Raw genomic sequence first — 12,542 nt, 5'->3', positions numbered from 1 at the left:
TGCCCGTGCCGGTGGTTCGCGCCTGGATGCGGCCATTGGGGACCGGACCGACGGGCGCATCCTCCGTCGCCGAGACGGCGAGCCGGTTTCGCGGCGCGGGCCCCCAGCACCTTCGTGGCGACGGTTGCACGACGGGCCCCGATCGAGGGAAGGACCCCTTAGCACGTCCTGCGACACAGACGTCGTCGGGCTGAACTCGACTCGGGTGTGTGATCGAAACGGGTTCGACACCGGCCGTGCGCAACTTGACGGAGCCTGCGATGCCGGGCCTCACCCGGGCCCTGGGCCAGCGCTGGGTGCCCGGGGCCTCGGGGGATCACGTCCGGGGACACCGGGCACCGACCGGGGACCGGCTGGTGGAAGCGCGCCCGTCACGTCGTGGCCCACCCGATACACGCTCGACGACCATGTTGTCACCGCCGACGTGCCTGCGCTGTCTTTGCAAGTGTTGCCCTAGCTCGCACCATTGGCGGCGCACACGCGAGGTCGCGACGACGCCGTGCCGCCGCTGCGAACCTCAGCTCACGACGACATGACTTCACTGCCTTGGCGAATTCGGCTGCTCCGATCGAGGAACGCCTTGAGCTTGGCGTCGACGTCGTCCCCGCCCAAATCGGCCTCCTGGGCGATCACGTCGAAGGCCGAGTTCACAGATTCGTCGAGCTCTCGCATGCAGGCGCGTATTTCCCGACAGGCCAGCCGAATGACAGCCTGGGAACGCGTGCGGTCGAGCGGTGAGTTCGCGTTCGGTGTGCGGATTGAGCAGCACGAGCTGGTCGAACGCATCACCCCAATCGATGTTAGCCCGAACATGCACCAGGTCGCTCACCGCGCCGAAAAGGGGCAGCAGCCGCGCCAGCCCGCCTTCTCGAGCCAACGCGACGGCTTGCGCTGGACCTCGAGCCGCGGCCCATGCTGAGGTTTGGTCCTCGAGACGCGTACTCGAGCCGCTTGCTCCAGAACCACGCGGGACTAGCCATCGACCGCGAATCATCCTCAAGCCACAGCCAGTACGCGCTGCGCAGGCTGTCGGCGACCGCACCGGCCGCGGCCCGCATCTGGCTTCCTTCAGGTAGCCAGCGCACCGCCGTCGCTGCCAGCCAGACTGAGGGGATCGGCTCGGGCGATCCTTGGCACGCCTCGTGCGGGATGTCTCAATCGACAAGACGTCAATACGACACCTGTCCACTGTCTTGCGACAGTCACGGCTGCAGACGATTGCGTGATCTAGTGCGAACCAGACTCGACTGTCGATGACGATCACCAGGGCGTATGTCTGGTGACGGACATCGGCGGCCGGGATGCCAACCCGATCACGAAAGAGGATCCTCGCGTCAGCAGCGCAGAGCGTTGGGAGACGGAACATCATCGCCAGCTCTATGTGGGCGGCCACGGCGCCGGCGGCGCTGAGAGGCGACGTCCCGTGTGTCCGCCGGACACCGGGCGGAGGCGACTGACAGCGACTATCTGTGCGAAATTCGTGGCGAAGTTGGTCCTGGAGATGCGTTTGCGCAGGTCAAACGGCCCGGGAGTGTCGGGCTGTAAATCCGTCGCGAAAGCTACGAAGGTTCGAATCCTTCACCTGCCACCATGTGCTCAGAAGGGCCTCTGACCTGCGGAAACGCCGCTCAGAGGCCCTTCTGTTCGTGTCCGGCCGTGATCGGTCCGGCCGGGCCGTCTACGGGTGTCTGCGGAGAATGCGCGGAGAAATCCGGGCTGCCGTGGACCTCCTGAGCGTGGGGTTCGCCCCATGTAGCTGAGAGCGCCCTGGAGATGCGGAGCTTCGCGGCCTCCTCCTGTCCGACCACGCATTTGGCGTAGACGCGCAGCAGCACGTTGACGCTATGTCCGGCCCACTCAGCCACTTGCGTCGCTGGGACGCCGGCATTGAGCCAGAGCGACACCGCGGCGTGACGGAGGTCGTAGGGGCGCTTCGCGAGGGGCGAGGCGTACTCCTGCTCCGTCAGTACCGACCGGCGAGCGCCGTCCCAGACCCGATACACGATGCCCATGGACTGGGCGGTGGCGAGTGGACCCGCCAAGGGGATACCGGCCCGACCGGTACGGGTGACGAAGAGCCTCCCGTCCGGCCCCGACGGGAAGCTTGCGAGGTGGCGGCGCAGGATGACCACCAGCTCGGGTGGGGCGTGCCGCACTCATGGCATACCGGGGATCGGGGCGTCGAGCAGCGGGGAGCAGTCGACGCACTGGCCGAACTCGTCGACTTCCTACTCGCAGCCCACGCACACTGGTGCTGTTGGGATCTCGTCGTCGTCGTCCACGGCCCGGGGGCATGGCGAGGTGGCTACGGTCTCGCGGTCGTCATCCCTTGCGCGCCCACGGCATCACGGGGCGGTGGGCCCCCGTGAGCACACCGAGAATAACGAAGCCCCACCAGGCAAGCACCACGATCCCAGGATCAAGAGTGCCGTGCCCGTGATCACGTGGCGGCTGCCCTTTGCGATCTTGTCGGGGATGCGCGACGGCTGAGACCTATTGAAAGACTCGGCATGCCGTCCGATGTAACACGACTCGTCATGGCAGTGCCTGGCCCGGGGGTGGGCAGCGCGTGCTGAGGTAGGAGCGGTCGGGCGTCGCCCTGACGCGCCTCAGGGGAGGGTACTGAGAGCCACCCGACAGGAGGGTCAGCATCAGTTCGTCCTTGTAGACCTTCCATGAGTAGAGGAAGTCGTCTCCCGGCTTGTTCATGGAGTTGGTGGGTGCCTCGCCACCGCCGTCGGTGAAGAACCACTCGACCCGGTTGCCCTTGACGGTGAAGGTGCCGTACTGCCAAGTGCAGGCTGGGCCGTTCTCTTGTGTGAAGGCGAAGCGCCCCCTGTCGAACACAAAGTGGTAGGTGCCGCAGTTCTCCGGGGCAGGGTCACAGCTCGCGGGAAGAAGCGTCAGATAGGTGCCATCGACGGGGGTCCGAGCCAATGGCGGGTCCGGCGGCTGCGCCGGGCCGGGGTAGCCCACGCAGCTGGGGGTCTCGTCAGTGTAGGGCGTCACCCCAGAGCGCAGTTGCTCGATGCGATCCAGGTATTGTGCAGTCTCGGCATCCTCACGCAGGGACGCCATGAGAGGGCGCACCTTCTCGTGCATGGCGGCGACCGCGTCGGGCTTCGCGTCGTCGATGCGGAACCACGCATTGCGACACAGCGCCGAGAGAGCGTCTCGGACCTCGTTGCGCAGCAGGGTGGTCGCAGGTCCGGTCGAGTCGCGGACCGCAGAGCGAAGCCATTCGCGTTGCTCGGCGGACAGCTTTTCGTCAGCCTGCTTGCTTGCGACGATGACAATCGGACGTGGGTATAGCGGCACGTTGCCGGTGATGCTGCGCACGCTGTCCGCGTACTGCGTGGTCCCGGCGACCTGGATGCTGATGCCGTCGAGCCCCTGGACTGATGTGGCGTTCCCGATGAACCTCACCGGCTTCGCCCCGAGGGACCGCAGCGTCATCTCCTCGACGAATGAGGGAGCATGGCCGATCCGGGCGTCCTTGAAGTCATCGAGGGTTGTGAAAGCCCGGGTGAGGCCTACCGGGTACCGGATGGAACCTGGCAGTATCCCGATGCCTTTCAGTCCCAGCCTCTCGACGGCCGGCAGCATGGCGTCGGGAAGGTCGCTCGACATGACCTTTTGCTCGAGCGCGAGGCTGTCGATGGTGAAGGGCGCGATCAGCGCATCGAACGCTGTGACTCCCGTTTCGTGCCAGGGTCGTGCCGAGACGACGGCGATGTCGGCCTTGCCCGCCTGGAGGGCGTGGATCGCGTCGATCTCCTGGGAGGTGTTCCGCGGTTCCCAGTAGTCCTGGACGTCGAGCCTCAGCTTGCCGCCAGAGAGCTCGGCGAGCCGGTCGATGACGGGCTGGAGCTCCTGGCCCGAGCGGGTGTTAACCACTTGGAGCGTCGTGACCGACACCGGCGTGTGGCCGCCGGCCCTGTCAACGGATGAGCATCCTGAGATCGCCAGGACGACAGCGATCGCGACAACAGCGGCCCGTATGCCGGTTGGCCTCATCTCTACCTCCTTAGGTGCGTTCGACGCTAGACGGCGCTCAGTGGGCCACGCATCGGTGGAACCCCCAGTTCGCCTGAGGGTGAGCGCGTAGAGCCGGCGAGCGACGTGTGTCATCACAGGGACTCCTCCCTCGGCCCTTCGCGACGCGGAGCCACCAGTCCCCTGCTCTCCTGGTTGCGGGACGTTCGCCTCGAGCCGCGTCCCACGCCGCGGCCGGCTCGCCACGACCAGCCGACCGCCCATCGTCTCGATGCGCTCGGCGAGGCCGCGCAGTTCGGAGCCCGACGGGTCCGCTCCACCGACCCCGTCGTCCTCGACGACTGCCGTGACCAGGCCGGCTTCGGTTGGGACTGCTGATGTGGGTCAGGGCAAGGGCCGCCTGTTTGGCGTCGAGGTGATGCAACTCGAGGTCATCCACGATCAGCGTGGCGATGCCGAGGGAGCGCGCTCCGAGGGGTTGAACCACGCCTGCTTTCTCGATCGAGGCCAGTGGCCGGACCAGGCGCCTTCCCGTGCGCAGGCTCCGTCGTTCGGCGTGGAGCGCCCCCTCGGTGACATCGCAACGCACCTGCCGACCCGCCCGAACGACGGTCGTGACCAGAAGGACGAAGGGGATAGACACAACGAGGACCACACCTACAGCGTCGAGACCGATACGCCACCCGACGGGCAGGTCACTCAGTACCAGCTGCTGGACACCGGGCACGGCCACGAGGATCCCGAGAGCCGCTAGGCCCGTGGGCCTGGCCAGGCATCGCCGCACGAACCTTCCCGTGTTCGAGGACTGCCCGCCGCTCAGCTGCCGCAGGTCTGCCAGGGCTGCCATGCATAATGCTCTCGCTCAGCCGTCCGCGACGGGCGCGATTGCGCAGGTTGCGGGTTCAGCCGTCACCAGCGGTGGGCCGCACGCGCATCTTTCCCTTGGCGAGGTCGGCCAGCACCTGCTGGTCCGCCTCGCCGGCGATCAGCGCGGCCAGCATCCAGCGCACCGACACGGTAGTCACGCTGGAGGCGACCGCGGACACCTTGATAGATGCGTCCTCGAGCATCTGCTCGAGCCGGCCGCCGTCGCGGGTCCGGTCCCCGGTCAGCTGGGTCCGGTACCGGGTCAGCAGCCGCAGCCGGCGGATCGCCGGTGGCGGCACGAACGAGGGCCGGACCAGGCCGTGCTCGACCAGCATCGCAATCCACTCGCGTCACGCACGTCGGTCTTGCGCCCGGGCAGCGCCTTGATATGCGCGGCTTGATCAGCCAGCAGTCCATCTGCTGCTCCAGCGCGTAGAACACCGGCTTCCAGTAGGTGCTGGTCGACTCCATCCCGGCCAGGGTGACGCCGGACTCGAGCAGCCAGCCGGTCAGCACCGCCAGCGAACGGGTCATCGTCGGGAACGTGCGGGTCTCGCTGTGGCGCCGGCCGCGCGGGCCCGGGGTGCGCACGCACACGGTGACCGTCTTCTTGCCGATGTCCAGTCCTTGGGCCCGTTTTTGGCCCAACGCACTGCACGCCGTGCGTGCTCAGGTGTGCGAGACGGCGTCCGGTCGCGGCGGCGCAGACATAACTGACAGATCCCGCTGACCTGGGGGTCAAGGGGATTGGTCGCGGCCCGCAACCGTGGCGACCATGCTGCGGCCCAAGGCTGCGTGGGAACAAAGTGGGCACAGGAGTTCTCAGACCAAATGTCCACGGCCGGGTCGAGTTGGCGCGGTTCGTGCGGCCGGCGCCCCAGGCACGACGGCACAAGCAGCGTGCAAACCGCTCGTAAAGAATAAGTCGAGTTGAGCCCGACAAAGCTTCGCCGTGAGATCTCGGGCCTAGGACCTGGCCCTTCTGACTGCCGATCGGCCACCGACTGAACTCCGCGGGGGCACAAAGTGGGCACACGATTGCCTCCGCGAAACGCAGCCACGACCGGGTCGAGGTGGTCCCAGGTCTCCGCCATCCCGTCGACCTCATCCTTGTCCTGCCGTACCTGCTCACCGTCATGGCGGTGTGGGTCGTCGGCCGGGGCCAGCGTGGCTTGCCTGGCATGTAACCAGACCCGAAGACAGGGCGACGGCTCCGGACACGGCGTGTCGGCTGGAGCCGTGGCCCAACACCACGCATCGATGCATGTCGTCAGCAGGGAGTACCGGCATGCCCAAACGCAGGTCCGCCGGTGGAGGTCGCCGTCGTCGGAAGCGTCAACGTTGACCTGGTCACCACAGTTCGGCCGGCAGCGGGTGAAGGCGAGTGGCTGCGAGTGTCTGCGCGGAATTCGTGGAGAAATTCGGTCTGAAGCCGTGTTTGCGCAGGTCAGCGGCCCGGGAGTGTCGGGCTGTAAATCCGTCGCGAAAGCTACGAAGGCTCGAATCCTTCACCTGCCACCATGTGCTCCCAAGGGCCTCTGACCAGCGCAAACGCCGGTCAGAGGCCCTTCTGCTCGTGTCCGGCCGTCGTCGGGCCGGCCGGGCCGGCTACGGGTGTCTGTGGCAAATACGTGGAAGAGTTTGGCCGGTGACATCGTCAGTCGGAGCTGCCGCGCAGGGCGCTGTCGATGCGTCGGCGCGCAAGCTCGTCCTGTCCAACAACGCACTTGGCGTAGACCCTAAGCAGGACATTGACGCTGTGTACGGCCCACGCGGCCACCTGGGTGGCAGGCACGCCCGCGTTGAGCCAGGTAGAGACGCACGCGTGGCGTAGGTCGTAAGGGCGCTTGGCCAGAGGGGAGGCGAGTTCGTGGGCGTGAGAACTTCGCTGCGCGCCTGGCTCCATGCTTGGTAGACGGTGCCCATCGACAATGGCTTGGAGAAGTGGCGAGGCAGTGGTCTGCCTATGAGTCGAGTCCATAGCGTTGGTGTACGACGACGTTGGTGAGCGTGTCCCTACGAACGTAGGTGCGGTCACCGCGTGATCCTTCGAGTGAACCTTCCACAGCACTCTCGAATGGAGCATCGCGATGACCGCGACCCCAAGTATCGACCCTGCCGCTGTCGGGAAGACCCCGCTGGCCGCACAGGTGGACGAGATCGGTCCCGGGTTGGTCGATGGTGCGTTCCTGGTGGCATCGCAGACTTGACGGATGCTGCGCTGGCGGGTCACACGGTTGTCGGTGCTTTGGGTCTGCCCGTGTGGCACGGAGTGGAACGCGGCGGCACTGACGGACTTCCTGCGCGATCGGCGGGTGCTGTGGCTGGACAACTGTGAGCATCTCGTCTGGTCGGTGGCGCCGTTGGTCGTGGACCTGGTTGCCCAGTGTCCTGGGCTGGTGTGCTTGCCACGAGCCGGATGCCGTTGGGGCTCGCGGGTGAGGTGGTGTACGGCCTGCCGCAGTGCCGGTGGTGCCGCTCTCGGCGCCCCCGCGTCCGAGGGAGCGAACGGATGTTTCGCCCGTTCGGGCTTGAATTCAAGCGTTTGGGGTCGAATCCGCTCATTCGCCTGTCTACGATTGTCCGGTGGGGATGGGCTCGGTCTTCGGGACCCGGTTCGTGGGCAGGGAGCGGGAGCTCGGGGTTGTTCGTGACCTGGTTTCGGTGAACCGGGTGGTGACGCTGGCCGGGTTCGGCGGTGTCGGGAAGACCCGGCTGGCGGCGCGGGTCGTGGACGAGCTGGGTCCGGGGTTCGCCGATGGGGCGTTCCTGGTGGCGTTGGCGGACCTGACGGATACGGGACTGTTGGGTCACACCGTGGCCGGCGCGTTGGGGCTGCAGGTGCCCGGGTCGGGGTGGGATCCTGCCGTGTTGACCGACTTCCTGCGTGAGCGGCAGGTGCTTCTTTGGCTGGACAACTGCGAGCATCTGGTCGATGACGTGGCGCCGCTGGTCGCGCGGCTGGTGCGGGAGTGTCCTGGGGTGGCGGTTCTCGCGACGAGCCGTATGCCGTTGGGGCTCGCGGGCGAGGCCGTGTACGAGGTTCCGCCGATGACGGTGCCGCCGATGGACCTTCCGCCGGCAGGCGTCCCCGAGGGGTCCGAACTGTCGCCCGAGGTTCTGGCGGGTTTCGATGCGGTCGAGCTGTTCGTGGACCGGGCCCGCGCGGCGTCGGCGTCGTTCCGGCTGGTCCGGGAGAATGCGGCCGCGGTGGCCGAGCTGGTCGGGGTGCTGGACGGGGTCCCGCTGGCGGTCGAGCTGGCCGCGGCCAGGGTGCGGGTGGCGGCACCGGAGGTGATGGTGCGCCGGGCGCACGAGCTGAGGCTGCTGGACGGACGGCGGGTGGATGCCCCGGCTCGGCATCGGTCGATGGTGGCGTCGGTGGAGTGGAGCTACCGGCTGTGCCCGCCGCAGGAGCAGGCGGTGTGGCGCCGGCTGAGTGTGTTCGTCGGCGGCTTCGACATCGAAGCGGCCGAGGCCGTCTGCGCGACGCCCGACCTGAGGTCCGAGGACGTGCTGGGACTGCTCATGGCGCTGTCAGACAAGTCCGTGATCGCGCCCGACCCCGACCATGCGGGTCGGTACCGAATGCTGGAGCCAGTGCGTCAGTACGGGGCTGGCCAGGCCGAGGATGCCCGCGAGCTGGCACCGGCAAGGGACGCTCACCTCGCCTGGTTCGAGGAGCTGACGACCGACATGTGGTCGCACTGGTCCGGCCCCGACCAGGCCTCCTGGCTAGCTCGGGTGCGTCGCGAACACGCCAACCTGCGTGCTGCGCTCGAGCACGCCGTGGCCGATCCGGACACCTCGCCGGCTGCGCTTCGGATCTGCCGCAACCTCGAGCCGTACTGGAACTGCGAGGGCCGCTTCAACGAGGCCCGGCACTGGATGGACCTGGGCCTGGCCCAGCCGTCCGGTAGCCCGCCAGAGCGGAGCCGGGCCGCCGCCATGGCTGCCTGGTTTGCCGCGCCCCAGCTCGACCATACGTACGCCCGTGCCCGGCTCGACGAGTCCCTGGCCCTTCTCGACACCGCGCTGGCATCCTCCGACGAGGACTCCCGCGAGCACATCCACCCCGCCGACAAGTGGAAGCCGGATTGTTACGCGCCCAGCGACGCCATGATCGCGTCTGCGCTCGTCTCTCTGTACGACGGCCGGCTGGACGACGCCGTTGAGCAGCTCACGACCGCCGCCGCCGAGCTTCAGCGGACGGGTCACGCCGGCGGACACAGCTACCTACAGACGAGATATGTCGTTGGGCTGATCCGCGCGCTGCAGGGCGACCACGTCGAAGCCACGCGACTGTGCTCGGAGTCGCTGGCACTCAGTGAGGCCCGGGGCGAGAAGTACATGCGGTGCACAAATCTTTGGGTCCTCGGGCTCATCGCCTTCCGAACCGGGCAGGCGGCCACGGCCGAGGGGCACCAGCGGCAGGCCGTACGGATCGCCTCGGAGCTGCAGGACAAGTTCCAGATGGCAATGGGTCTCGAGGCGCTCGGATGGACCGAGGCCGCGCTAGGACGCGGTATTCCCGCCGCAGCCCTACTCGGGGCCGCCAAGACTCATTGGCAGCTCATCAACATGCCCGCCGTCGCCGCCCCATTCCTCGCCATCCGGACCACCGCCACGACCCAGGCCGAGACCGCGGTCGGGCCCGAGGCCTATGGCACCGCGTTCGCGCGCGGCCAAGCTATGGACACATCCACCGCGGTTGCCTTCGCCGTCGAGCCAGCCGCGCACGTCCCACAGCAAGACCACTCGGCGTTCGCCCCGCTCACCCCCCGCGAGGCCGACATCGCCCAGCTCGTCGCCGACGGGCTGAGCAACCGCCAGATCGCCCAGAAGCTGGTCATCTCCGAACGCACCGTCCACGGCCACATCCGCAACATCCTGACCAAGCTCGACGCCACATCCCGCGCCAAGATCGCCAGCTGGTACATCCAACACACCAAACCCCACCCAGCACCACCCGCCGACCAGCCCAACGGAAGCTCACCACAGCACTGAAGCGTCCTGAGTCTCCCGGAGGCTGGGTTGTTACGCGACCTCCGGGATGGGGGCCACGGTCGTGCCGAACGCCGGAGCGTCGACCGAAGCGTCGGTATCGCGGCGGGCACGGTGACTTCTCCGTCGAGCCCAGCCGCGATCAGTGCGCTCGCGCCTCCACATCGGATGCCACAGGGGTGGTCGGGCGTTCCGGAGTGAGGAACGCCGCTGCCGTCGGGGCCTGCCGGAGGTGACTCTCGTATCCAGGCGGCATCAGCAGTGCCGCACGGACTGTCCGCAAAGGAGCGCCGGTGCCGACATTGACGATCAACCCGACGGGCGAGGTCATCCACCTCGAGCCGGGCGAGACCGTGCTCGGCGGGCTCTTCAACGCGGGATACGCGTACACCGTGGGCTGCAAGCGCGGTGGCTGTGCCATCTGCAAGGTGGACGTCCACGAGGGGTCCTTCACCTACAACCGGCCCGTCGCCGACTCCGTCATCTCGGTGTCTGAGCGCAGCGACGGCACCTGTCTGAGCTGCCGGGCGGTTCCGGAGTCAGATCTCACCATCGAGCTGCGCGCCGAGTGTGTGCGCCTCGTCAACCCGTTCCTGCGCCAGATCAACGAGAAGGCCCGGCTCCGCGCCGAGGCCCTGGCAGCCGGCACCATCACGAAGGAGTAGCAGTGGGAATCTTGAGGATGGGCTACGCCCATGTGCGGGTCACGGACCTCGCCGAGGCGAAGCACCACTACGCCAATACGCTCGGCCTCTACGAGACCCTGGAGCAGGACGGTCGGGTCTACTACAAGGGCTGGGACGAGTGGGACCACCACTCGCTCGTCATCGAGGAAGGCGGGGTCGGCCTCGTCAAGTTCGGGTTCAAGGTCGAGAGGCCGGAGGACCTCGACGCGATCGAGATGAAGGGGAAGGCCTTCGGACTGACGATGGAGCGGATGTCCGCCGGTGAGAACCCCGAGGTCAGCGACGGCATACGGTTCACGGCACCGTCCGACCACGTGTTCGAGGTCTACCACTCGCAGACCCTCATCGGCACCGAGGTCGGCACCCACAACCCGGAGGCGTTCCCGCGTCACCTCGTCGGCGTCGGTGTGCCGGGCCTCGACCACTCGCTGATCCTGGCCGACGACGTGCGCCTGATGGAGAACATGCTGCGCGAGGTCTTCGGCTTCTACGCGACCGAGCGCGTGCAGACCGACCTCGACGACAAGGACGCCCACTACATCGCGACGTGGATGACGAGCAACAACCAGATCCACCAGCTCGCCGTCCTGGAGGGCCCGAAGGGCAAGCTGCACCACGTGGCGTTCAAGCTCCAGGACTGGTCCGAGGTCGGCCACGCCGGTGACCTCTTCGCGATGGACGACGTGCCGATCGACATCGGCCCGACGCGCCACGGCATCACCCGCGGCCAGACGATCTACTTCTTCGACCCCTCGGGCAACCGCAACGAGGTCTTCGCGGGCGGCTACCTCGCCTACCCCGACCGGCCCACCGTCAAGTGGACCCCGGACCAGATCGCCAAGGGCATCTTCTACCACGCGCGCGAGCTCAACGAGCGCTTCACCACCGTCTCGACATGACCACCGTCGCGTCCGCCGCGCGAGTGCGCGTCCAGCAGACGATGACGTATGCCGGAGCGCGTGCGACTCTCGACGCCGCCCTCGACCGCGCGGCGGCGCTCGAGGTGCCGGTGAACGTCGCTGTCACCGACCCGGCGGGAGCACTGCTCGCTTTCGCCCGCATGGACGGGGCGGCCCTGCTCTCCGCCGGGATCGCGCAGGACAAGGCGTGGACGGTTGCGGCGTTCAACGGCGTGGCCACCCATGACTTCTTCACGCTCATAGAGCACGAGCCCGCGTTGCGCGAGGGCATCGTCCATCGGGACCGCCTCGTCGTCTTCGGCGGCGGCGTCCCCGTCACCGTCGACGGGGTCCTGGTCGGCGCGGTAGGCGTCTCCGGAGGCACCGCAGAGCAGGACCGCGAGATCGCCGAAGCCGGCGCAACGGCCCTCGCCTCCGACTAGCCCTGTCCCACAGGCCCATCGAACGGCCCAAGCAGATCCACACCAGAACCACACGAGACAAGGAACGCCGATGACGCCGTTCATGCTCCAGGTCGCCGAGCTCGCCGGCGCGCGCGAGGCCGACGTCGAGCCCGTCGCGCCGATGCCGGCCACCCGCATCAGCCAGCGCATCGCGACGAGCACGGGGGCCGACCGCCAGGTCGCCATCCGCTCACTCGCCGAGCAGCTGGTCTGCGAGGCCAACGCCGTACTGTCCTCGACACTCGCACCGCGCGACGACCACCTCACCTTGTTCGATGAGACGCTGCCCAGCGAGCTCGCCTTCAACGTCACCTACCGCGGCCGCGCCGTCCGGGTGTCGACGACGTTCGAGGACGGGACGGCATACGCACGGCTCGTCGGGGACGGCTTCGAGTCAGAGGTTCCCCGGGAGCTGGATGGCCCCGACGCACTGCCCGATCTGCTCGTTCGGCTCCTCGTGGAGTCGGACGTCACCCACCACCCCGCGGCCTGAGCGCCGCCCGCTCACCCGAGCGCCGCCCGCTCACCCGAGCGGTCACCACCTCAGGGGAGGTCATCGGCGGCGGCGCCGGACCTCCATGCCGGCCTGCCCCTGAACGCGGACCGGAACCAGCCGGCGCGCCCGC

11 protein-coding genes and 1 pseudogene are annotated in these 12,542 nt (G+C 67.8%); 7 read left to right on the top strand and 5 right to left on the bottom strand.

The window, feature by feature from the left end:
• Positions 1–522: 522 nt before the first annotated feature.
• The 3 genes from ACYVLP_RS12950 to ACYVLP_RS12940 form a co-directional block, all read right to left on the bottom strand.
• Positions 523–786 carry a hypothetical protein gene (locus tag ACYVLP_RS12950; RefSeq protein ID WP_460627756.1) on the bottom strand — a complete coding sequence of 88 codons (264 nt, stop codon included), beginning with the start codon at positions 784–786 and terminating at the stop codon, positions 523–525.
• Positions 787–1,628: 842 nt separating this feature from the next.
• A complete protein-coding gene (locus tag ACYVLP_RS12945) occupies positions 1,629–2,012 on the bottom strand; it encodes a hypothetical protein (RefSeq protein ID WP_460627755.1) in 384 nt (127 codons plus the stop codon).
• Between the two features lie 523 nt (positions 2,013–2,535).
• Positions 2,536–3,897 (bottom strand): TRAP transporter substrate-binding protein, encoded by a 1,362-nt coding sequence (locus tag ACYVLP_RS12940; protein WP_460627754.1) that lies wholly within the window; start codon positions 3,895–3,897, stop codon positions 2,536–2,538.
• A 294-nt stretch (positions 3,898–4,191) separates the two neighbouring features.
• Between ACYVLP_RS12940 and ACYVLP_RS12935 the strand changes: the two genes are divergently transcribed.
• Both ACYVLP_RS12935 and ACYVLP_RS12930 read left to right on the top strand, forming a co-directional pair.
• Complete coding sequence (locus ACYVLP_RS12935; RefSeq protein WP_460627753.1) at positions 4,192–4,374, top strand: hypothetical protein; 183 nt, start codon at positions 4,192–4,194, stop codon at positions 4,372–4,374.
• 1 nt (position 4,375) lies between these two features.
• A complete protein-coding gene (locus tag ACYVLP_RS12930; protein ID WP_460627752.1) occupies positions 4,376–4,750 on the top strand; it encodes a hypothetical protein in 375 nt (124 codons plus the stop codon).
• Between the two features lie 148 nt (positions 4,751–4,898).
• Here ACYVLP_RS12930 and ACYVLP_RS12925 read toward each other — a convergent pair whose 3' ends face one another.
• Positions 4,899–5,198, bottom strand: a complete 300-nt coding sequence (locus tag ACYVLP_RS12925) for a hypothetical protein (protein WP_460627751.1) — start codon at positions 5,196–5,198, stop codon at positions 4,899–4,901.
• Between the two features lie 49 nt (positions 5,199–5,247).
• Positions 5,248–5,511: pseudogene (locus tag ACYVLP_RS12920) on the bottom strand (IS110 family transposase); the annotation flags it as partial.
• A 1,944-nt stretch (positions 5,512–7,455) separates the two neighbouring features.
• Here ACYVLP_RS12920 and ACYVLP_RS12915 point away from each other — a divergent pair.
• From ACYVLP_RS12915 to ACYVLP_RS12895, 5 genes are all read left to right on the top strand, one after another.
• Complete coding sequence (locus ACYVLP_RS12915; protein ID WP_460627787.1) at positions 7,456–9,870, top strand: LuxR C-terminal-related transcriptional regulator; 2,415 nt, start codon at positions 7,456–7,458, stop codon at positions 9,868–9,870.
• Between the two features lie 290 nt (positions 9,871–10,160).
• The gene (locus ACYVLP_RS12910) at positions 10,161–10,532 is read left to right on the top strand and encodes a 2Fe-2S iron-sulfur cluster-binding protein (protein ID WP_452267215.1); all 372 of its coding nucleotides are present in this window, start codon (positions 10,161–10,163) and stop codon (positions 10,530–10,532) included.
• Positions 10,533–10,534: 2 nt separating this feature from the next.
• Complete coding sequence (locus ACYVLP_RS12905; protein WP_460627750.1) at positions 10,535–11,452, top strand: catechol 2,3-dioxygenase; 918 nt, start codon at positions 10,535–10,537, stop codon at positions 11,450–11,452.
• Positions 11,449–11,895: a GlcG/HbpS family heme-binding protein gene (locus tag ACYVLP_RS12900; protein ID WP_460627749.1), complete on the top strand. Its 447-nt coding sequence runs from the start codon at positions 11,449–11,451 to the stop codon at positions 11,893–11,895. The genes ACYVLP_RS12905 and ACYVLP_RS12900 overlap by 4 nt, the downstream gene beginning before the upstream one ends.
• 70 nt (positions 11,896–11,965) lie before the next feature.
• Positions 11,966–12,409: a hypothetical protein gene (locus tag ACYVLP_RS12895; RefSeq protein ID WP_460627748.1), complete on the top strand. Its 444-nt coding sequence runs from the start codon at positions 11,966–11,968 to the stop codon at positions 12,407–12,409.
• The last annotated feature ends 133 nt before the right edge of the window (positions 12,410–12,542 follow it).

It is taken from the genome of Intrasporangium mesophilum (assembly GCF_054783095.1).
The sequence above is the reverse complement of the archived record's forward strand: the minus strand, read 5'-3'. Positions and strand labels throughout refer to the sequence as shown.

Bases quoted from the DNA above. Each gene is read 5' to 3' on its own strand.
- ACYVLP_RS12945 (WP_460627755.1), bottom strand. From the start codon at position 2,012: ATGGGCATCGTGTATCGGGTCTGGGACGGCGCTCGCCGGTCGGTACTG.
- ACYVLP_RS12925 (WP_460627751.1), bottom strand. From the start codon at position 5,198: ATGCTGGTCGAGCACGGCCTGGTCCGGCCCTCGTTCGTGCCGCCACCG.
- ACYVLP_RS12915 (WP_460627787.1), top strand. From the start codon at position 7,456: ATGGGCTCGGTCTTCGGGACCCGGTTCGTGGGCAGGGAGCGGGAGCTC.
- ACYVLP_RS12895 (WP_460627748.1), top strand. From the start codon at position 11,966: ATGACGCCGTTCATGCTCCAGGTCGCCGAGCTCGCCGGCGCGCGCGAG.
- ACYVLP_RS12900 (WP_460627749.1), top strand. From the start codon at position 11,449: ATGACCACCGTCGCGTCCGCCGCGCGAGTGCGCGTCCAGCAGACGATG.
- ACYVLP_RS12950 (WP_460627756.1), bottom strand. From the start codon at position 786: ATGCGTTCGACCAGCTCGTGCTGCTCAATCCGCACACCGAACGCGAAC.